The sequence below is a fragment of the Bifidobacterium choerinum genome (genome assembly GCF_002761235.1).
In the GTDB taxonomy this organism is placed as follows: domain Bacteria; phylum Actinomycetota; class Actinomycetes; order Actinomycetales; family Bifidobacteriaceae; genus Bifidobacterium; species Bifidobacterium choerinum.
This window is the reverse complement of sequence record NZ_CP018044.1, coordinates 1,797,637-1,816,174: the sequence shown is the minus strand read 5'-3', so window position 1 is coordinate 1,816,174 and position 18,538 is coordinate 1,797,637. Positions and strand designations below refer to the sequence as shown.

17 protein-coding genes and 4 tRNA genes are annotated in these 18,538 nt (G+C 65.1%); 6 read left to right on the top strand and 15 right to left on the bottom strand.

Annotated elements, in window-relative coordinates; genetic code table 11:
• Nucleotides 1–14 precede the first annotated feature (14 nt).
• Together arsD and arsA are read left to right on the top strand one after the other, a co-directional pair.
• Nucleotides 15–383 (top strand): arsenite efflux transporter metallochaperone ArsD, encoded by a 369-nt coding sequence (arsD, locus tag BcFMB_RS07355; protein WP_099721422.1) that lies wholly within the window; start codon nucleotides 15–17, stop codon nucleotides 381–383.
• A complete protein-coding gene (arsA, locus tag BcFMB_RS07350; protein WP_099721421.1) occupies nucleotides 374–2,146 on the top strand; it encodes an arsenical pump-driving ATPase in 1,773 nt (590 codons plus the stop codon). The genes arsD and arsA overlap by 10 nt, the downstream gene beginning before the upstream one ends.
• A 139-nt stretch (nucleotides 2,147–2,285) precedes the next feature.
• Here the strand turns inward: arsA and BcFMB_RS07345 are convergent, their stop codons facing one another.
• The 8 genes from BcFMB_RS07345 to BcFMB_RS07310 all read right to left on the bottom strand — a co-directional run bounded on the left by BcFMB_RS07345 (nucleotide 2,286) and on the right by BcFMB_RS07310 (nucleotide 6,926).
• Nucleotides 2,286–2,909, bottom strand: a complete 624-nt coding sequence (locus tag BcFMB_RS07345; protein WP_081707898.1) for an ABC-2 transporter permease — start codon at nucleotides 2,907–2,909, stop codon at nucleotides 2,286–2,288.
• Nucleotides 2,906–3,823 carry an ABC transporter ATP-binding protein gene (locus BcFMB_RS07340; protein ID WP_099721420.1) on the bottom strand — a complete coding sequence of 306 codons (918 nt, stop codon included), beginning with the start codon at nucleotides 3,821–3,823 and terminating at the stop codon, nucleotides 2,906–2,908. Before BcFMB_RS07340 ends, BcFMB_RS07345 begins: the two co-directional genes overlap by 4 nt.
• Complete coding sequence (locus BcFMB_RS07335) at nucleotides 3,820–4,233, bottom strand: GntR family transcriptional regulator (protein ID WP_232513783.1); 414 nt, start codon at nucleotides 4,231–4,233, stop codon at nucleotides 3,820–3,822. Before BcFMB_RS07335 ends, BcFMB_RS07340 begins: the two co-directional genes overlap by 4 nt.
• Before the next feature lie 993 nt (nucleotides 4,234–5,226).
• Nucleotides 5,227–6,243: a hypothetical protein gene (locus BcFMB_RS07330; protein ID WP_099721419.1), complete on the bottom strand. Its 1,017-nt coding sequence runs from the start codon at nucleotides 6,241–6,243 to the stop codon at nucleotides 5,227–5,229.
• Nucleotides 6,244–6,547: 304 nt separating this feature from the next.
• Nucleotides 6,548–6,620: transfer RNA gene (locus BcFMB_RS07325), tRNA-Val, on the bottom strand.
• 30 nt (nucleotides 6,621–6,650) lie between these two features.
• Nucleotides 6,651–6,722, bottom strand: a tRNA-Val gene (locus BcFMB_RS07320).
• A gap of 30 nt (nucleotides 6,723–6,752) precedes the next feature.
• Nucleotides 6,753–6,823, bottom strand: a tRNA-Cys gene (locus BcFMB_RS07315).
• 30 nt (nucleotides 6,824–6,853) lie between these two features.
• Nucleotides 6,854–6,926 (bottom strand) — tRNA-Gly (locus BcFMB_RS07310).
• Between the two features lie 374 nt (nucleotides 6,927–7,300).
• Between BcFMB_RS07310 and BcFMB_RS07305 the strand changes: the two genes are divergently transcribed.
• The gene (locus BcFMB_RS07305; RefSeq protein WP_024541309.1) at nucleotides 7,301–8,098 is read left to right on the top strand and encodes a PAC2 family protein; all 798 of its coding nucleotides are present in this window, start codon (nucleotides 7,301–7,303) and stop codon (nucleotides 8,096–8,098) included.
• A gap of 137 nt (nucleotides 8,099–8,235) precedes the next feature.
• Here BcFMB_RS07305 and BcFMB_RS07300 read toward each other — a convergent pair whose 3' ends face one another.
• Complete coding sequence (locus tag BcFMB_RS07300; RefSeq protein ID WP_024541310.1) at nucleotides 8,236–9,126, bottom strand: undecaprenyl-diphosphate phosphatase; 891 nt, start codon at nucleotides 9,124–9,126, stop codon at nucleotides 8,236–8,238.
• 167 nt (nucleotides 9,127–9,293) lie between these two features.
• On the opposite strand from BcFMB_RS07300, the gene BcFMB_RS07295 reads away from it, so the two are divergent.
• The gene (locus BcFMB_RS07295; RefSeq protein ID WP_024541311.1) at nucleotides 9,294–10,088 is read left to right on the top strand and encodes a fructosamine kinase family protein; all 795 of its coding nucleotides are present in this window, start codon (nucleotides 9,294–9,296) and stop codon (nucleotides 10,086–10,088) included.
• Here BcFMB_RS07295 and dnaJ read toward each other — a convergent pair.
• Both dnaJ and hrcA read right to left on the bottom strand, forming a co-directional pair.
• The gene (dnaJ, locus tag BcFMB_RS07290) at nucleotides 10,081–11,223 is read right to left on the bottom strand and encodes a molecular chaperone DnaJ (protein ID WP_024541312.1); all 1,143 of its coding nucleotides are present in this window, start codon (nucleotides 11,221–11,223) and stop codon (nucleotides 10,081–10,083) included. The two genes, BcFMB_RS07295 and dnaJ, sit on opposite strands and share 8 nt — an antisense overlap.
• 56 nt (nucleotides 11,224–11,279) lie before the next feature.
• Nucleotides 11,280–12,383 carry a heat-inducible transcriptional repressor HrcA gene (gene hrcA / locus BcFMB_RS07285; RefSeq protein ID WP_099721418.1) on the bottom strand — a complete coding sequence of 368 codons (1,104 nt, stop codon included), beginning with the start codon at nucleotides 12,381–12,383 and terminating at the stop codon, nucleotides 11,280–11,282.
• A 309-nt stretch (nucleotides 12,384–12,692) separates the two neighbouring features.
• Here hrcA and tkt point away from each other — a divergent pair, with 309 nt between their 5' ends.
• Both tkt and tal read left to right on the top strand, forming a co-directional pair.
• Entirely contained in the window at nucleotides 12,693–14,789 is a 2,097-nt protein-coding gene (gene tkt, locus BcFMB_RS07280; RefSeq protein ID WP_099721417.1) for a transketolase, read from the top strand.
• 98 nt (nucleotides 14,790–14,887) lie between these two features.
• A complete protein-coding gene (gene tal / locus BcFMB_RS07275) occupies nucleotides 14,888–15,994 on the top strand; it encodes a transaldolase (protein ID WP_024541315.1) in 1,107 nt (368 codons plus the stop codon).
• A gap of 142 nt (nucleotides 15,995–16,136) precedes the next feature.
• On the opposite strand, the gene BcFMB_RS09875 is transcribed toward tal, so the two are convergent.
• From BcFMB_RS09875 to BcFMB_RS07260, 4 genes are read right to left on the bottom strand one after another with little or no spacing between them, the layout of a single operon-like run.
• Nucleotides 16,137–16,478, bottom strand: coding sequence for a pentapeptide repeat-containing protein (locus BcFMB_RS09875; protein WP_232513782.1), 342 nt, complete (start codon nucleotides 16,476–16,478; stop codon nucleotides 16,137–16,139).
• A complete protein-coding gene (locus BcFMB_RS09870) occupies nucleotides 16,405–16,803 on the bottom strand; it encodes a hypothetical protein (RefSeq protein ID WP_232513781.1) in 399 nt (132 codons plus the stop codon). Before BcFMB_RS09870 ends, BcFMB_RS09875 begins: the two co-directional genes overlap by 74 nt.
• 18 nt (nucleotides 16,804–16,821) lie before the next feature.
• Nucleotides 16,822–17,979 carry a pyridoxal phosphate-dependent aminotransferase gene (locus BcFMB_RS07265; RefSeq protein ID WP_099721416.1) on the bottom strand — a complete coding sequence of 386 codons (1,158 nt, stop codon included), beginning with the start codon at nucleotides 17,977–17,979 and terminating at the stop codon, nucleotides 16,822–16,824.
• The gene (locus BcFMB_RS07260; protein ID WP_024541317.1) at nucleotides 17,979–18,503 is read right to left on the bottom strand and encodes an Lrp/AsnC family transcriptional regulator; all 525 of its coding nucleotides are present in this window, start codon (nucleotides 18,501–18,503) and stop codon (nucleotides 17,979–17,981) included. The genes BcFMB_RS07265 and BcFMB_RS07260 overlap by 1 nt, the downstream gene beginning before the upstream one ends.
• Nucleotides 18,504–18,538 lie beyond the last annotated feature (35 nt).

The window sequence follows — 18,538 nt, the reverse complement described above, 5'->3', positions numbered from 1 at the left end:
GTAAGGAGCATGTCATGCGTCAGATTGATATATACGAACCGGCTTTGTGTTGTTCCTCCGGCGTCTGCGGTGGCGAGGTGAACCAGGCCCTCGTTGATTTCAACGCGGCTCTGCTCTCCTTGGACAAGGAGGGCATACGCGTCATCAGGCATAATCTGGCTTCCGAGCCTGCGGATTTTGCGGCATGTGAACCGGTGAAGGCCTATCTTGCGGTCGCAGGCGCGGATGGCTTGCCTGTGACTGTGGTCGACGGCACGATCGTGGGCACCGGTGTCTATCCGCAGCTCGATCAGCTGCGCCGATATGCCGGAGCGGACACTCAGGCAAACCCCTCCTCGCCGTCCGGCGAATCCGGTTGCTGCTGCAAGGGAGGATGCCGTTGACGTCCCTTCCGGAACTCACTGCGAAATTCACGTTCTTCACCGGCAAGGGCGGCGTCGGAAAGACCACCGTGGCCTGCTCGCTGGCCGCCCGCGCGGCCGCCCGCGGACGGCGCGTATTGCTGGTGTCGACCGACCCGGCTTCGAACATCGGACAGGTGTTCGGTCGCGAAATCGGAGCGGACGGAACGGCGCTGACCGATCTCATACCTGGAGCCGCCCGTTTCGACGCAATCGAGATCGATCCGGAGGCGGAGGCCGAGCGGTATCGTGAGTCCATCCTCGGGCCGGTTCGTGGACTGCTGCCGCCCGAAGTGCTGGCGACGACCGAGGAGACCCTTTCCGGCTCCTGTACGGTAGAGGTCGCGAGCTTCAACCGATTCGTCGACTACCTGACGAATGAGGACGTCACCTCCCGATATGATCACATCGTTTTCGACACGGCGCCGACCGGACATACCCTCAGACTGCTGTCATTGCCGGGAGACTGGTCCAATTTTATCGACAAGGGCGCCGGCGACGCCTCCTGCCTCGGACCGTTGTCGGGCCTGGAGAAGAACCGACAGACCTATCACGACGCGGTCGCCGTGCTGTCCAATCCGGAACGCACCTCGCTCGTATTGGTTGCAAGAGCCCAGATCTCGACGCTGCGTGAGGCGAATCGCTCCACGGGCGAACTGCTCGAAATGGGAATCAAGCCGTCGCTGCTGGTGATCAACGGGATCCTTCCCGCACGCGCCGCCACCGACGAACTGTCCGACTCAATCTACGCCAGCGAGCAGAGACTCATCGATGGACTGGGCTCCAATCCGGAGCTAAACGCCATCGGCGCTGTTCCCGCCGTGCGCATCGAACTGAACGTCCGACCCGTTATGGGAGTCGAGGATTTGCTGCGACTGGGAGTGGTCGACGATGATGAGGGCATGTCGGATGAGGCGCCCACGTCCAAGCCGCACCCGTCTGGCTCTGCCTCCGAACCGCAGGTGGGGCTATCGTCCTTGGTGGACGATCTTGCGGAGGGTGGCCCGAAGCTCATCCTTTGCATGGGCAAGGGAGGCGTCGGGAAAACCTCTCTGGCGCAGATGTTGGCCGTCGAGCTGGCCCGTCGTGGCAAACCCGTGCATCTGTCGACCACCGATCCTGCCAATCATCTTGATGAGTCGCTGCAGGATCGCATTGCGAACTTGACCGTGTCGTCGATTGACCCTGATGCCGTCACGGAGCGTTACCGGAAAGAGGTGCTCTCCACGAAGGGCGCCTCGTTGGACGCCGATGGGTATGCGCAGCTGGAGGAGGATCTGCGGTCGCCCTGCACCGAGGAGGTCGCGGTCTTCAAGGCGTTCTCCGAGGTTGTGGACACATCCCGGGACCAATGGGTCATCCTCGATACCGCACCCACCGGTCATACCCTGTTGCTGCTGGATGCGGCCGGATCCTATCATCGGGAGCTCATGCGCCAGTCCGGGCGCAATGATTCCGCCACCACTCTGCAGCGTCTGCAAGATACGGCAGTGACTCGACCGATTCTGGTGACCTTGCCGGAGACCACGCCGATGCTAGAGGCGCAATCCCTGGCGGCGGATCTGTCCCGAGCCGGCATCAGACCGTGGGCATGGGTGGTCAACCAGTCGTTACCGGCCACGGAGACGTCCTCGATATTCCTCCGGCATCGCGCGGAAGACCAGCAAGCCGTCATCGACGCAATCGTCGAGCAGGCGGATGCTCGAGTGGTTCAACTGCCGGTGATGACCGACAGAACCCTCTGACGGATAGAGCCGTCGACTTTCGGCATGCGCTCGCTCCGGGTTCCTTCTCCTCGACGAAAGAGGGAAGGAACCCGGAGCTTTTCGCCTTTGCGACAAAGCGAATGAGAAACCCGTACTCCGTCGACGTTCGCTTACATGCCTACAGCTGCGCCGCACGCAGCGCATGCCGCGACACCATGACGGAGACGGCGAGCACGGCCGCGCCCGCCGCGGCGCCGATGCCGTACACCGCCCATGCCGGCATCGAGACGATGATCGCGAGCAATCCGTCGGTGCCCATGTCGAGCGACACGGCGATCCCGACGAACGCGCACACGACCGCGAGGATGCACACGCGGGCGATCTGCGCGCGGTCGCGGAAGATGACATTCACCGGTATCTCGATCGAGGCGGTGATCACGGTGAGCAGCACCGCGCAGGCGACGACCATCGCCGACTGCGTGACGGGCTGCCGATGGACGGCGGCGCTGAGCGCCTGCAGCACGAGCGCGAGCAGGCAGGACGGGACGATCGAGACGAGGTACTTCTCCGTCACATACTCCCCTCGGTCGAACGGCATCGCGAACAACGTGCGGCGCACCGGCGCGCTCAGATCGTTGCGGATCATGTTCCCGCACACCGTGGCAAGCAGCATCGGCATGAGCAGCACGCCTGTGACATACATGTCCGACACGGTATAGAACAGGCACAGCATCAGCACGACGGCCAAGAACGCCCGGTTCTTGCCCATCGCGATCATATCCCTGGTCAGCAATCCCCTCATGACAGGCTCCTTTCCCTGGTCGCCTCGTCGATCTTCTGGGCCGTCGGCGCGTGTTCCGACTCCCCGGCCATCGTCATGACAGCGATGAGCCCGTCGATGTCGCCGCGTGCGATCTGGACGCCGGGCATGTTCTCCTCGTAGTACCGTCGTTCGTCGGTGAGCGCATGGACGGCGCCGTGCATGCGCACGTTCGCGAGGATGTGCGAGCGATCCAGCGACGCCGCCTGCGCGTCGGTGAGGATGAGCGTCGCATAGTCGTCGCGCAGCCGGTCGATCGTCTCGTGCAGGCGGATACGTCCGCGGTCGATGAGGTAGAAGTCGTCGCACAGCGATTCGATGTCCTTCGCGTTGTGCGAGCTGATGAGGATCGAATGCCCCGGCGTCTCCATGTAGGCGCGCAGCAAGTCGAGCAGCTCGCCGCGTGCGACGACGTCGAGTCCGGCCGTCGGCTCGTCGAGGATGAGGACCTCGGGTCGGTGCGCCATCGCGACGATCGTCCTGAACTTCGCGGCCATGCCGGTGGAGAAGTCGCCCATCGGCTTGTCCGTCGGCAGTCCGAAGCGTTCGAGCAGTCCGCGGCACAGCGTTGCGTCGAAGGCGGGATAGAAAACCGCCTGCTGCTTGATGATGTCCCCGCCGGTGAACACGGCGTCGAAGGACGCCTCGGCAAGCGCGGAGCCGACGCGTCGCTTGACGGCGTTCGGCAGTCGGGTGACGTCAGCGCCGAGCAGCGTTCCCGATCCGGTATCCGGTTCGGCGAGTCCGAGGATGATTCGGAACGTCGTAGTCTTGCCTGATCCGTTGACGCCCACCAGCGCGGTGATGCGGTCCTTCGGCACCCGCATCGTCACGTCGAGCGTGAAGTCCGCGTATCGTTTCGTCGCATGGTCCAGCGTGATCGCGTCGTCGCTCATCGCGTCTCTCCTTCCGTATCCGTCGCCTCGCCGTCCGTCTCGTCGAGCAGCAGCGTGACGAGTTCCATGATCTCCTCGTCATCCAATCGCAGCCTGCGCGCCTTGGTTATCGCCTGTGCGAATTCCTCCTCCATCTGGCGGTTGAGTTCCTCGGCCACGATGTTCGGCGAGACCTCGGCGACGAAGGTACCCTTGCCCTGCACGGTGACGACGAGTCCCTCCTGTTCGAGCACGTCGTACGCCTTCTTCACGGTGAGCGCCGAGATTGCGCATTGCCGCGCGAGGGCGCGCACCGAGGGCAGCGCGTCGCCTGCCCTGAGGTCGCCTGTTTTGATGAGCGCGCGGATGCGGTCCACGATCTGCTCGTAGATCGGCGTCATCGAGGCGGCGTTGATGACGATGTCCATCATGCCTCCGTCCTCCCGTCGTCGTTGGCTGTGGCGTATGCCGCAACCGAATATATAACACTATATAACAGTACAGTACACTATATAACGATGGCGACGGCATGCGATGTGTCGACCTGAAGGGCGGGGCATCCATGCGCCGAGGTGCGTGGGCCGGAGTCATATTGTCCATGTTTTGCTGCTCTGCGATCGCAGTACATACACTGCAGATTACGGGACATGTACCGTTAGTTATTTTCAGCGTCCCCGAGAAGGCCAAAGAACCCGCGCATGGCCTCATTCGTCATCCGGCTGATAGACGACACGTCGGGTCCGCTGCCGGCGTGGGCGGCTCGGCTTATGCCGGTTCAGTCGTTCTTATGCGTCGCCTTCCTCCGCGCGGCCAGCTTCGTCATAATCGATGACAGCACACGGGCCTTCGCCTGTCTTCGCAGGTTCCGCTGCGCCGTCCACATCGACCTCTGGCGGAGTTCCTCCAACCGGAGGAATCATCCAGTCCGGGGATCGTCATCATGCCCATCATGTTTTCGTGGTTCCATCGTAGTTCCTCACGGTGCCACTACTCCAAGAACCGTGTAACGATGACGCGCCGATTGCGATACGTCCTCAAGCCGACAGACGCCGTTGCAATCGGATGCCCTCATCGGCAGCAAGCCGCCAATCTCGGCACACCCACCGCCTGCCGAAAACGTGATGAACCGGCGGATAGGTCGGACCGATCAGGAACGGCGCTTGGATGGTGCGGCGACATCGAACACATCAGCCATGATGCTCTTCGCCCTTTCATGCCGTTACGGTTCCTGTGCCATTGAACGACTCCAATATCCCACGACATGCCACGGTGGCACAAATCCATATCTAGGGCGCGCCTCCGGCCATGGATGTAACATGCGGCCCGGCATACGCGGCTTACGGCTTCCGCTGAATGGTGAAGGGTGGTTCCGGTGTTGCCGGAACCACCCGGGAAGTCACCTCCACCGCCCGTTATTGAGGTCATCAGCGGGGGATATATCCGAGGTCGGGGGCGTCGCTGCAATCACCTTCATTGCATCCGTGTCCGCCGCTGATGGGGCCGCTGCCGCTTCCGGTGTTGGGTTTGCTGGGCGTCGTGGTCTGCGGGGCGCTCTGCTGCGGAGCGGCCGGTGCCGTGTACCGGGGCGCGCTTGGTGCCGTGTACGTCTGCTGGGGTGCGGTGTAGGCGGGCGTGTACGACTGTTGCGGCGCCGTGTACTGCTGCTGCGCCTGAGCGTTCGCCTGCGCCTGCGTCGCGGCTTGGGCTCCGGCTTCCTTGCGGGCCTTCTCTTCGGCCGACTTCCTGTCCGCGTCCTGCTTGGCTTTGACGGAGGCGTCCACCTTGCCCATGAGCTCCTTGAGCTGCTTGGCCTGCGCGTCCATCGCCTTGGCATCCTTGCCGCTCTTGGTTGTGGCGGCCTTGCCGATCAGGGCCTTGAGGTCCTTGCGGGTCCTGTCGTCCTTGACCTTGCCGGCTGTGCCCTTGACCTTCTCCTGCGCGGCCGTCGGCTGCTTGGACAGGGCGTCCTTGGCGTCCTTCAACGTCTTGGCGTCATGCGACTCGTTGACCGCGTCCACGGCCTTCGACAGGTCGGCGGTGTGCGTGTCGTACCATGCGGCGTTCTGCTCGATGCGGCCCATCACCTCGCGCAGTTGGTCCACACCGGACACGTTGCATGCGGCCAAGTCGGGTGTCTTCTCCTTGTAGGCGGCGGCCAGAACCGTGACCGTATCGCCGTCCGCGACCTGCTTGTCGGTGATCTTCACGGCCTCGGCCGCATCCTGGTCGTGCAGCGTGTCGTACGTGTTGCGCGCCACGCGCAGCGTCTCGCTCGACCGGGCGCACGCCTCCCTCGCCTCCGCCAATTGCGCGGACGCGGAATGCCGGTACACGGCGACCGCGCCGCCGGCGGCCAGGACGGCGACCAGCAGCGCCGAAACGCCGATGATGGCGATCCGCTTCCTTCTCCCCGGATCGGTGGTCTTCCTCGTGCCCTTCATGTCGTCGTTCGTGACGTCTCCCTTCAGTCGTCACCGTTCATTGTCTCACGGTCCACGCCGTATGCCCGGCCGGTCGTGTTGGCAGCCGATCATGCCTCGTTCTGTTCGCATTCAGCCCAGTATTGCCGTTCATCGCCAATATGCCGAACACGCCCGGAGTCACTTGCACCGTACCGTTTGCCGTCCCGCTTCATGAAGCTCCATGAAGATAGCTGGCGCCGATGCCTTTCAGCGTCTGGGCACAATCTTGGCAGACATGCCGAAACAGAAAAGCCTCCGACATGTCGTCGGAGGCTTGAACAGGTGGGTGATGTAGGAATCGAACCTACGACCCCTTCCGTGTGAAGGAAGTGCGCTAGCCGCTGCGCCAATCACCCGTTCTTCAATTATGCCGATCGCTCGGCTTGTGGGCGATACAAGATTCGAACTTGTGACCCCTTCCGTGTCAGGGAAGTGCGCTACCACTGCGCCAACCGCCCGGTCGGCTTGGATGATCGCTCATCCATGCGAGGTGGGTACGAGAGTCGAACTCGTCTATACGGCTTTGCAGGCCGCTGCCTAACCGCTTGGCTAACCCACCGACAAGGTCGTCAGACTCATCGGACCTTAGAGCGGACAACGGGACTCGAACCCGCGGTCTCGACCTTGGCAAGGTCGCGCTTTACCAACTAAGCTATGTCCGCATGTGATCCAGACCGCGTCGCCGCTGCCTGAGCACGATTGACTACCTTAAACGACGCCGCCGCGATTCGCAACATCACGGCGTGTCGCCTTACGCGAAGCCCCTCATGCGCCCCACGACCGGACCACGGGTACGTCGACGCCGCGCCGCGCACTACGACGCCACGGACGGCGCGCGCGGTCCGCGGCGCACGGACGGCCCACAGTGCGGATCGTGCGCCGCATGCGCCGCGCATCCGGACGTACGCTGGATCTCCAACGCCCGGATACGCCGTGCGCCGAAGTGTCAGCCTGAGGCTAATCTTCACGGTTTCCGAACAAATCGAGGGCTACAGTAAAAGCCATGTACGGACAGAGACCCGGAGCGAGATACATCATGGTCGCGGCATTCGACGGATGGAACGATGCCGGTCAGAGCGCGACGAACGTCGTGCGTCATCTGGTCTCCAGATCCCCCATGCTCGAGGTCGGCCACATCAACCGGGACGGCTACTACGACTATCAGACGGCGCGTCCGATGCAGTGCGTCATCCAGGGCACGCGCCGCGTCCTGTGGCCGCAGACCGCGTTCTACGACATCACGATCGACGATTCGCTGCACATCCTCGCCCAGCTCGGCCCCGAGCCGAACTACCACTGGATGGAGTACTGCAAGGAAAGCCTGCACTTCGCGCAGCAGTACGACGTGCACAGCATCGTCACGCTCGGCTCGATGTTCGCCGAATGCCCGCATACGCGTCCGCTGCCGATGGACGTGAGCATCGACGGCGAGCAGACGGATCCGGACAGCGAATACAACGGCCCGATCGGCATCCCCCATCTGCTCGACGCGCTCGCGCTCGAGGATGGCTACGACACGACGGCCATCTGGGTGTCGCTGCCGCAGTACCTCGGCTCCGACTCGTGCCCGCAGGCCACGCTGCAGCTGCTCGACGAGCTCTCGAAGGTCATCGGCGTCAAGCTCGACGCGAAGGACCTCGAGAACAAGGCCGCGCAGTGGCGTTCGCACTGCGACATCATGGTGCGCAGCAACGCCGACCTCGCGCAGTACGTGGACCAGCTCGAGCACGACACCGACATGCGCCAGCACGCGAAGGACATCACGACGGCCGGCGCGCCCGCCGTCGAACAGCTCGTGCAGGAGGCCGAGGCCTATCTGAGCGACCAGCGGTGACGCTCGGCCGCACACGCCGGCGAATTCACCGGATGTTCACCGCCGATGCCGGCGAATCGGCGCAGCGGCCGGTCTCGATATGCTTCGGGCCCTGAGGAAGGTTCCTTCCCCAGGGCCCGAAGCATATGACCGGAGACTCAGGCGTTGCCGCCGAGCGCGGCGCCCTCGAGCGGCTGCAGCACGCCGGTGAGCAGCAGCACGGCGACGACGACGGCGAGCACGATGCGATAGATCGCGAACGCCTTGTAGGAGAACGTCGACACGAACTTGAGGAAACCGATGATGACGATGTAGCCGACGACGAAGGCGACGACCGTCGCCGCGATCGTCGCGCCCCAGCCCGGGAACATCGGGTCGGCGGCCGCTCCCCCGTTGATCGCCTTGACGGCCTCGAGGATGCCGGCGCCGAACACGGCCGGGATCGCCATCAGGAACGCGCAGCGCACCGCGGCCTCGCGCGTGTAGCCCATCGCACGGCCGAAGGTGATCGTGCCGCCGGAGCGCGAGACGCCCGGGATGAGCGCGAGCATCTGGCCGATGCCGTAAAGGACCGCGTCCTTCGTCGTCATGTCGTCGATCGTCTTGACCTGCGGGGCGCGGTCGTCCACGATCCACAGGATGATGCCGAAGATGAGCAGCATCGCCGCGGTGATCCACAGATTGCGCAGCGTGCTTTCGATCGCGTTCTGGAACAGCAGGCCGGCGACGACGATCGGGATCGTCGCGATGATGATGTACCAGCCGAGGCGCGCGTCCTTGTTGCCGGCGCCCATGCGGTGGCGCCAGTCCGAGCCCTGCTTGCCGGCGAGGCACAGGCACCAGTTCTTGAGGATGTTCCAGATGTCATGGCGGAAATACAGCAGCACGGCGAGCTCGGTGCCGATCTGGATGATCGCCGTGAACGCCGCACCTGGATCCTGCCCGAGCATGAGGTCGCCGATGATGCGGATATGCGCGCTCGACGAGACCGGAAGGTATTCGGTCAGCGCCTGCACGAGTCCCAGGAATATTGCTTGGAAGAAGTTCATGAACCCTCGTTGAGATAGATGGATGAGTGGATTGACTTCGTGTTCACTGTACCGCAACCCGCCCCGCCGATACCGCGCACGGCATAGGATGGCGTCGAAGGACGGGGCGCGGCGCCCATGACGAGCCCGGTCCGGATATGTACGCGCAACGGCGAAAGGAGCCGACGATGGCTTTGGAATACAGGAAGAGCAGGGCGCATGCGCCGAAGGGCTTCTTCGAATGCGAGGGAAAGGGCCTCGAATGGCTCGGCGAGGCGACGGCGCAGGGCGGACCGCGCGTCGTCAAGGTGTACGGATGGGGCGACGACCACCTCGACATCGAACGCGTGCAGGCCTGCTCCCCCACGCCGCAGGCCGCGCGCCGCTTCGGCGCCGCCCTCGCGCATATGCATGACACCGGCGCCGCGTACTTCGGGTCCGCCCCCGACGGATACGACGGCACCTGCTACTTCGGACCGCTGCAGGACCCGGTGCCGATGGACACCGGCGCATGGACCGATCCGGCCACCTACCTCGCCGAGGGAAGGCTGCGCCCGATGGTGCAGCTCGGCATCGAACGCGGCACGTTGCGCGACATGGACATGGACCTGACGAACGAGGTCATCGACGCACTGCCCGAACTGCTCGGCCGCGCCGGCGCGGACCGCCCGGCCCGCGTGCACGGCGACCTGTGGAGCGGCAACGTCATGTGGACCGCCGACCGCGGCGACGTCGAGGCCGTCCTCATCGACCCGGCCGCGCACGGCGGACACCGCGAGGAGGACCTCGCGATGCTCCACCTGTTCGGCATGTCCTACCTGAGCGAGATCACCGACGGCTACCAGTCGGTGCACCCGCTCAAAGCCGGATACGAGGAGCGCACGACGCTCTGGCAGCTCTACCCCATCGCCGGGCACTGCGTGTTCTTCGGCGGCGGCTACGTGAGCGAATACCGCCAGATGTGCCGTTCGCTGCTCAGCTGAACGCGTCCTTGATCTTGCTGAAGAAGCCCTTCCTCTGGGCGGCGACCGGCTTCGAGCCCTGCGCGTCGACGGCGCGGTCGTCGTCCTTGCGCAACTGGCCGAATTCGTCGATGAGCTGGCGCTCGCGGTCGTTGAGCTTCGTCGGGATCCGCACGTCGATGTGCACGACGAGGTCGCCGCGCGAGCCATCGCCGCCCAGATGCGTGACGCCAAGCCCCTTGAGCTCGATCTGCTGCCCTGGCTGGCATCCGGCCGGCACGTCGAGCGTCCGTTCGCCGTCGAAGGTGTCGAGCGTGGTCTCGTGGCCGAGCACGGCCCAGGTCATCGGCACGCTGATCCAGCAGTGCAGGTCGTCGCCGTCGCGCGTGTACTGGCGGTCGCGGCGCACGCGGAAGTCGATGTAGAGGTCGCCGGGCCGGCCGCCGCATTCGCCGACCTCGCCCTGGCCCTCCATGCGCACGCGCATGCCGTCGGAGACGCCCGCCGGCACCGGCACGTCGACGGTGCGCGTCGTGTGGACGCGTCCATGGCCGTGGCACACCATGCACGGATGCTCGATGATCGTGCCGTGTCCCTCGCAGCGGTCGCACGGCGCCGACGTCATCATCTGACCGAGCAATGTGCGCACGACCTTCTGGACATGGCCGGTGCCGTGGCACTGCGGGCAGGTGACCGGCGACTTGCGGTCCTCGGATCCGGTGCCCTCGCAGTGCTCGCAGACGCCGAGCGTATGGTATTCGAGCTGCTGCGTGCCGCCGAAGACGGCGGTCCTGAGCGTGACCGTCAGCGATTCGACCGCATTGCGGCCCGGCTGCGTGCGCGGGATCGGGCTGTCGCCGCCACCCGCGAAGGCGCCGCCGAAGAACTGGCTGAAGATGTCGCCCATGTCGAAGGGGCCGGAGGCGCCGTAGGAGCCGGCGTTCGGGTCGTTCGGGTCGACGCCCGCGTCGTACATGCGCCGCTTGTCCGGGTCGGAGAGCACTTCGTAGGCGCTGTTGACCTCCTTGAACTTCTCCTCGTATTCGGGGCCGGCGATGTCCGGATGGTATTTGCGGCTCATCTTGCGGTACGCCCGCTTGATCTCCTCTTCGGTAGCCGTGCGCTCCACGCCAAGCGTTTCGTAGTAGTCAGCCAATGCCAGGGTTCCTTTTCTTGTGGTGGTTCAACGTGTGTGTCGGTTCAATGTGCGCGTCACGAGGCCATGCTGGTCTCGGTCGTCCCGGTGTGGTCCAGGAACGTCGTCAGGTACCGCGCGACGGCGCGCACCGACGCCATCGTGACGGCATAGTTCATATGGGTGGGGCCGATCGACCCGACGAAGGCGATCGGCGCGACGGCGCCGTCCTCGTCCTTGCCGGCGTCGGTCTGCCCGCCGTCCGCTTCGCTCGCACCGTAGCCGCTCGTGACGACGGCCGCGTGGATGAGCCCCGGCGTGTTCGTCTCGGAGCCGATGGCCACGCCGACGCCGCGCGAGTCGGGCGTCTCGCTGAGCTCGGTCATCAGATGCATGAGCACGGCGCGCTCCTCGAGCGCGTCGAACAGCGGCGCGAGATCCTGCGCGGTCGCGCGCTGGTGCGCGAGCGTCGAGACACCGGACATGAACAGCTCGTGCGTGCGCTCCTCGTCGGCCATCGCTTCGAAGGCGTGCGCGACGAGTTCGGGCAGCGTGCGCACGTCGTCCATGCCGTCGCCGAGGTGCAGCGCGCGGATGCGCGACGCGGCCGTGCGCAGCGTCAGCGACCCGCAGCGTTCGTTGACGGCGTCGCACAGGCGCTGCAGATGCTCGCGCGACGGCAGTTCCTGCACCGTCAGCACGTGCTGCGCGACGCGGCCGGTGTCGGTGACGACGACGGCCAGGATCGACGTGTCCGACACCGACACGAGCTCGAGATGCCATAGACGCGACTTGCCCAGCGACGGCGAGGCGACGACGGCCACCTGGCCGGTGAGGTTCGACAGCAGATGCGCGGCGCGCTGCAGCGTGTCCTGCAGGTTCACGGAATCGTCCAGGAAGGTGTGCATGGCGCGCCGCTGCGCCTCGCTGAGCGGCACGACGGTGGCGAGCGTGTCCACGAAGTAGCGGTAGCCACGCTCGGTGGGCACGCGCCCGGCCGAGGTGTGCGGCTGCACGAGGTAGCCCTCCTCTTCGAGCGCGGCCATGTCCTTGCGGATCGTGGCCGAGCTCACCTGCAGATGGTGGCGTGCGATGAGCGCGGCGGAGCCGACCGGCTCCTGGGTGCGGATGTAGTCCTCGACGACGGCGTGCAGCACCTGCATGCGACGTGTCTGGGTCATGGTCGCTCAAGCCTCCTGAATGTGCGAAACGGACGGACGCGCGGATGCCGCGCGCGACCGATCAGCATTCATTGTATGAGCACTCTTGGTCATCGAGTGCTAGTTTGCCGCTGCCGGCGAACGGCCCGAGGGGCCATGGGCGTCGTCCGAGGCCGCCCGCGGCGCGGCGCCCGCGCTGCCGAACACGCCAAACGCCGCCGTTTAAGTCGGTTACGGCGGGTACTATGTAAGGGCAATGTGAAGGACGTGCGAAGAACGGCACAATGCCGGACCCCCGCGCGCCCGAAGTATTGGAAGGAAAGTAGATCAATGACCGATAACATCTGGTCTGAACTGGACGAGCGCGCCATCAAGATGGCGAAGGCCCTCTCCGCCGATGCGGTGCAGAAGGCGGGTCACGGCCATCCCGGCTCCCCGATTTCGCTGGCCCCGATCGCCTACACGCTCTATCAGCGCTTCATCAAGCAGGACCCGAACGACCCGAACTGGGCCGGCCGCGACCGCTTCATCCTCTCGGGCGGCCATGCGTCGCTCACCCAGTACGTTCAGCTGTACTTCTCCGGCTACGGCCTGACGCTGGACGACCTCAAGTACTTCCGCGGCGGCGCGGACACGCGCACCCCGGGCCATCCGGAATACGGTCTGACCCCGGGCATCGAGATGACGACCGGCCCGCTGGGCCAGGGCGTCGCCTCCGCCGTCGGCTTCGCGTACGGCCAGCGCTACGAGCGCGGCCTGCTCGATCCGGACGCCCCGGAGGGCACCTCGCCGTTCGACCACAAGGTGTGGGTCATCTGCGGCGAAGGCGACATCGAGGAAGGCGTCTCCGGCGAGGCCTCCTCGCTGGCCGGCAACGAAAAGCTCGGCAACCTCTTCGTGATCTTCGACGCGAACCACATCCAGATCGAGGGCGAGACGAAGATCGCGCTCGACGAGGACGTCATCGGCCGCTACAAGGCCTATGGCTGGTACACCGACGAGATCAGCTTCATCCAGCCCGACGGCTCCTACAAGGAGGACATCGAAGGCCTGACCAAGGTCCTCGAGAAGGCCGAGCAGGTCACTGACCGCCCGCACTTCATCAAGGTCGACACGCTCATCGCATGGCCGACCCCGGGCAAGACGAACGATCCGTCGTCGCACGGCTCCGCCCTCGGCGAAGAGGCCGTCGCCGGCCTGAAGAAGGCGCTGGGCCTCGACCCGGAAAAGACCTTCCAGGTCGACGAGGAGGCGCTCGCCCACGCCCGCAAGGTCGCCGATCGCGGCCTCGAGGCGCACAGGGAATGGGACGAGGCCTTCGACAAGTGGGCCGCCGCCAACCCGGACAAGGCCGCGCTGTACGAGCGCATCAAGAACGGCGAGCTGCCGGCCGAGTTCGACAAGGCCATCGACGATCTCGAGGCCGGCTTCGAGGCCGGTTCCAAGGTCGCCACCCGCAAGGCCTCCGGCGCCGTCATCAACGCGATCGCGCCGATCATGCCGGAACTGTGGGGCGGCTCCGCCGATCTGGGCGGCTCCAACAACACGAACATCAAGGGCGCCGCCTCCTTCGCCCCGGCCGAGGACGCCACGACCCAGTGGCCGAACTGCTCGCCGTACGGCCGCCAGCTGCACTTCGGCGTGCGCGAGTTCGCGATGGGCTGCATCACCAACGGCATCCTGCTCGGCTCGGATACCCGTCCGTTCTCCGGCACCTTCTTCCAGTTCGCCGACTACATGCGCGCCGCGGTCCGCCTGTCCGCGCTCATGGAGATCCCGAACCTGTACATCTGGAGCCACGACTCCGTCGCCCTCGGCGAGGACGGCCCGACCCACCAGCCGATCGAGCACCTGAGCTCCTTCCGCGACATCCCGCAGCTCGAGGTCGTCCGTCCGGCCGATGAGTGGGAGACCGCCGAGGCCTACCGCTACTTCTTCGAGAAGAAGAACACGCTGCCGACCGCGATGATCCTGACCCGCCAGGGCGTCCCGACGCTCGTCGAGACCGCCGAGAAGGCCAAGGAAGGCGTGCGCAAGGGCGCCTACGTGCTCTACGGCGAGGAAGGCGAGCCGGACGTCATCATCATGGCCTCCGGTTCCGAGGTCCAGTGGGCGCTCGAAGGCGCCAAGAAGCTGGCCGAGGAAGGCATCAAGGCGCGCGTCGTCTCGATGGTCTCGATGGAATGGTTCGAGGAGCAGGACGACGAGTACAAGGAGGAGATCCTCCCGAAGAGCGTCAAGGCCCGCGTCTCGATCGAGGCCGGCTCCGCGATGTCCTGGTACAAGTACCTGGGCAGCTACGGCAAGGCCATCGCCATCGACCAGTTCGGCCTGCAGGGTGACGGCGCCCAGAACATGATCGATCTGGGCATCACCGCCGAGCACGTCGTCGAGGCCGCGAAGGCTTCGATCGAAGAGGCCCGCTGATTCATCCACGAGGGGATGTCGCGCGACATCCCCTCCCCTTGCGCCTATACTGCAGTAGGCGAAAAGATTTTCCCCATAACCAAAACAGGAGAAGCAATATGACTGCATCCACTCAGGCAATTTCCGATGCCGGCGTTTCGATCTGGCTGGACGACCTGTCCCGTACCCGCATCGAGTCGGGCAACCTCGAGGAACTCATCAAGAACGACAACGTGGTCGGCGTCACGACCAACCCGTCGATCTTCCAGAAGGCCCTGAGCCAGGTCGGCCCGTACGACGCCCAGCTCAAGGAGCTCGGCAAGGTCGACGTCGAGACCGCGATCCGCGAGCTCACGACGACCGACGTGCGCAACGCCTGCGACATCTTCAAGCCGATCTCCGAGGCTTCGGACTACGTCAACGGCCGCGTCTCGATCGAGGTCGACCCGCGTCTGGCGCATGAGACCGCCGAGACCGAGAAGCAGGCCGAGGAGCTGTGGGCCAAGGTCGATCGTCCGAACGCGATGATCAAGATCCCGGCGACCCTCGAAGGCCTCCCGGCGATCACCGCCACGCTCGCCAAGGGCATCTCCGTCAACGTCACGCTGATCTTCTCGCTCGAGCGCTACGAGCAGGTCATCGACGCCTTCATCGAGGGCATGGTCCAGGCCGACGCCAACGGCAAGGACCTCTCGAAGATGGCTTCGGTCGCCTCCTTCTTCGTCTCCCGCGTGGACACCGCGGTCGACAAGCAGCTCGAGGAGATCGGCTCCGAAGAGGCCAAGGGCCTGCTGGGCAAGGCCGCCGTGGCCAACGCCCGCCTCGCCTATGAGCTCTTCGAGAAGAAGTTCGCCGAGGATTCGCGCTGGGCCGCCCTCGAAGCCAAGGGCGCCAAGAAGCAGCGTCCGCTGTGGGCCTCCACCGGCACGAAGAACGCCGCCTACTCCGACGTCAAGTACGTCGACGAGCTCGTCGCCAAAGACGTCGTCAACACGATGCCGGAGAAGACCCTGCTCGCCGTCGCCGACCACGGCCAGGCCACGCTGGGCATCATCCCGGGCAACTATGACGAAGCCCACGATATCATGAACGACCTCGCCGAAGTCGGCATCAACTTCAAGGATGTCACCGACAAGCTCGAGGCCGACGGCGTCGCCGCCTTCATCAAGTCCTGGGATTCGGTCCTCACCGACGTCCAGTCGGGCATCGACCGCGTCAACGGCTGATTCGGCTTTCGGATCATGATTCGCCGCTGACCTGACGGTCGGCAGCGGATAAGGGCCCCGGCATTGCCGGGGCCCTTTCGTATTCGTATGCAATGGCTTTTCCGCAACGGCTATCTGCAATGACGCAGATGAACGGTGCGGTTCAGTCGGTGCGGATGCCGAGGCTGCGCGCGAACACGGCGGCGAGGTCGGCGATCTGTTCGATGGTCATCGTCGTGCCCTTGAGCGAATCGCCGCCGCGGATCTCATGCAGCCGCGCGCCACGCAGGTCGACGTCGGCGCATACGGCGTGCCGCAGCGACAGCACGGCCACGTCCGTGTCGATGAACGCGACGCGGGAGAGTCTGGCGTCGTTGCCGTCGAACTCCCCTATCGTGCAATCGCGGAACACGAGGTCGCGGCACACGGCGTCACGGCAGTTGAGATAGTCGATGCGGCATCCGCGGACCTCCGCGCCGACGATCTTCGCCGCGTTCGCCTGCACGGCGCCGAAAGCGCAGCCGTCGACGAGGCTCGCCTCCACGCCCGCCGCGCGGACGTCGCATGCCGCGGCGCGGCAGCCGGTTGCCGTCGTGCGGCTGATGTGCGCGCTCGGCGACGAACGTGCTGATGGACAGCCGTTCGAACGCGCAGTCAAGCACGGCGGCCGCCGTCATGTCGACGACGTCGGCGCGCTGGTCGGCGATATGCAGGCCGTCCAGGTCCTCCGCGGCGTACATGGCGGCAATGCGGGCTTCGATGCACGTCGCGCCCGTCGCATCGGGAAGATGTGGCAGGCGCGACGGCTTGGTGTGGCTGTTGTTCGGCATACGGCCAGCTTAGGCCGATCACTGCAGCGGTGCGAGGAACGCCTCGATCCTCGCGCAGGCCTCCTTGATGTGCTCCATGCTCGTCGCATAGGAGATGCGCACGAATCCCTCGCCGGACTCGCCGAACGCGGTGCCGGGGACGATGGCGACCTTCTGCTCCTCGAGCAGGCGCACGCAGAACTCGTCGGAGCTCAGGCCCGACGACGTGATGTTCGCGAAGACGTAGAAGGTGCCCTTCGGCACGTTCGTCGTCAGTCCCATGCGGTTGAGTCTGGTGCACAGCAGGTTGCGGCGCGCCTCGTATTCACGACGCATCGCCTCGATGTCCGGCATGCCGTGCTCGAGCGCCTCGATCGCCGCGTACTGCGCGGCCGTCGGCGCCGACATGATGACGAACTGGTGCACCTTCGTCAGCTGCGCGCTCAGCTCGGGGTTGCTCAGCAGGTAGCCGAGCCGCCAGCCGGTCATCGCGAAGGCCTTCGAGAAGCCGTTGATGACGAGCACCTGGTCACGGATATCCTCGAAGTTCGCCGGCGAGCAGAACTCCCCGTCGAACAGCAGCTCGGAGTAGATCTCGTCGGAGATGACGTAGATGCCGGAGCGTTGGATGATCGGCACGATGCGCGCGTAGTCCTCGCGGCTCATCACGCCGCCGGTCGGGTTCGACGGGAAGTTGACGATGATCGCCTTCGTCCGCTCGCTGATCGCCGCCTCGAGGTCCTCGGGCAGCAGCTTGAAGTCGTGCTCCTGCGTCAGCTCGATGCGCACCGGCACGCCGCCGGCCATCTCGATCGCCGGTTCGTAGGCCACGTAGTTCGGGTCGAGCACGATGACCTCGTCGCCCGGGTTGATCAATGTGCGGCAGCACAGGTCGACGGCCTCGGAGCCGCCGACCGTCACGAGGATCTGCGATTCGGGGTCGTAGCCGATGCCGTAGCGGTTGCGGTAGTAGTTGGCGATCTGCCGGCGCAACGCGAGCAGGCCACGGTTCGCCGTGTAGTGGGTGCGCCCCTCCTCGAGGGATTCGACGGCCTTCGCGCTGATGTGCCAGGGGGTGTCGAAGTCCGGCTCGCCCACGCCGAGCGAGATGACGCCCTCCATCGCGTTCGCCAGGTCGAAGTACTTGCGGATGCCGCTGGGCTTGAGCGCCTCGACGGTGCCGTTGATCGGCTTCATCAGTAGCTCACCACCAATCGTCCTTCGCCGTCGGACGCGCGGCCGCCGCCGGTGAGCACGCCCGACTGCTTGTACTGCTTGAGCACGAACAGCGTCTTCGTGCTGCGCACGTTCTCCATGACGGCGATGCGGTCGGCGACGAACTGGCACACCTCGAACATCGTCCTGCCCTGCACGAGGCAGATGAAGTCGTTGTCGCCGGTGATCAGGTACAGCGAATCGATCTCGGGGTATTTCGCGAGCAGCGCGGCCGTGTGGTCGTAGCCGCGGTCCTTCATCGGCGTGACGTCCACCTCGATGAACGCCATGATGCGCTCGTCGCGCAGCACCTTGTTGTAGTTGATCACCGTGTGGTAGCCGCAGATGATCCGTTCGTCCTCCATACGGCGCACGCTCGAGGCGACGGTCGTCTCGTCCTCGCCGAGGATGTCCGCGAGATCGCGCGCGTCGAGCCTCGCGTCGTTCTCGAGCAGCTCGAGGATCGACAGATCGTTCGCGTCGACGTCCCTGTTCATATCGCCCATATGGCGTTTTCCTTCTTTCCTTTGTCCGTTGCCTG

Excerpts from the sequence above, each read along its gene's own strand:
- BcFMB_RS07335 (WP_232513783.1), bottom strand. The coding sequence starts at position 4,233 with ATGATGGACATCGTCATCAACGCCGCCTCGATGACGCCGATCTACGAG.
- BcFMB_RS07260 (WP_024541317.1), bottom strand. The coding sequence starts at position 18,503 with ATGGGCGATATGAACAGGGACGTCGACGCGAACGATCTGTCGATCCTC.
- BcFMB_RS09870 (WP_232513781.1), bottom strand. The coding sequence starts at position 16,803 with ATGCCGAACAACAGCCACACCAAGCCGTCGCGCCTGCCACATCTTCCC.
- BcFMB_RS07330 (WP_099721419.1), bottom strand. The coding sequence starts at position 6,243 with ATGAAGGGCACGAGGAAGACCACCGATCCGGGGAGAAGGAAGCGGATC.
- BcFMB_RS07300 (WP_024541310.1), bottom strand. The coding sequence starts at position 9,126 with ATGAACTTCTTCCAAGCAATATTCCTGGGACTCGTGCAGGCGCTGACC.
- BcFMB_RS07305 (WP_024541309.1), top strand. The coding sequence starts at position 7,301 with ATGGTCGCGGCATTCGACGGATGGAACGATGCCGGTCAGAGCGCGACG.
- BcFMB_RS07340 (WP_099721420.1), bottom strand. The coding sequence starts at position 3,823 with ATGAGCGACGACGCGATCACGCTGGACCATGCGACGAAACGATACGCG.
- arsD (WP_099721422.1), top strand. The coding sequence starts at position 15 with ATGCGTCAGATTGATATATACGAACCGGCTTTGTGTTGTTCCTCCGGC.
- tkt (WP_099721417.1), top strand. The coding sequence starts at position 12,693 with ATGACCGATAACATCTGGTCTGAACTGGACGAGCGCGCCATCAAGATG.
- BcFMB_RS07295 (WP_024541311.1), top strand. The coding sequence starts at position 9,294 with ATGGCTTTGGAATACAGGAAGAGCAGGGCGCATGCGCCGAAGGGCTTC.
- BcFMB_RS07345 (WP_081707898.1), bottom strand. The coding sequence starts at position 2,909 with ATGAGGGGATTGCTGACCAGGGATATGATCGCGATGGGCAAGAACCGG.
- arsA (WP_099721421.1), top strand. The coding sequence starts at position 374 with ATGCCGTTGACGTCCCTTCCGGAACTCACTGCGAAATTCACGTTCTTC.
- tal (WP_024541315.1), top strand. The coding sequence starts at position 14,888 with ATGACTGCATCCACTCAGGCAATTTCCGATGCCGGCGTTTCGATCTGG.
- hrcA (WP_099721418.1), bottom strand. The coding sequence starts at position 12,383 with ATGACCCAGACACGTCGCATGCAGGTGCTGCACGCCGTCGTCGAGGAC.
- BcFMB_RS07265 (WP_099721416.1), bottom strand. The coding sequence starts at position 17,979 with ATGAAGCCGATCAACGGCACCGTCGAGGCGCTCAAGCCCAGCGGCATC.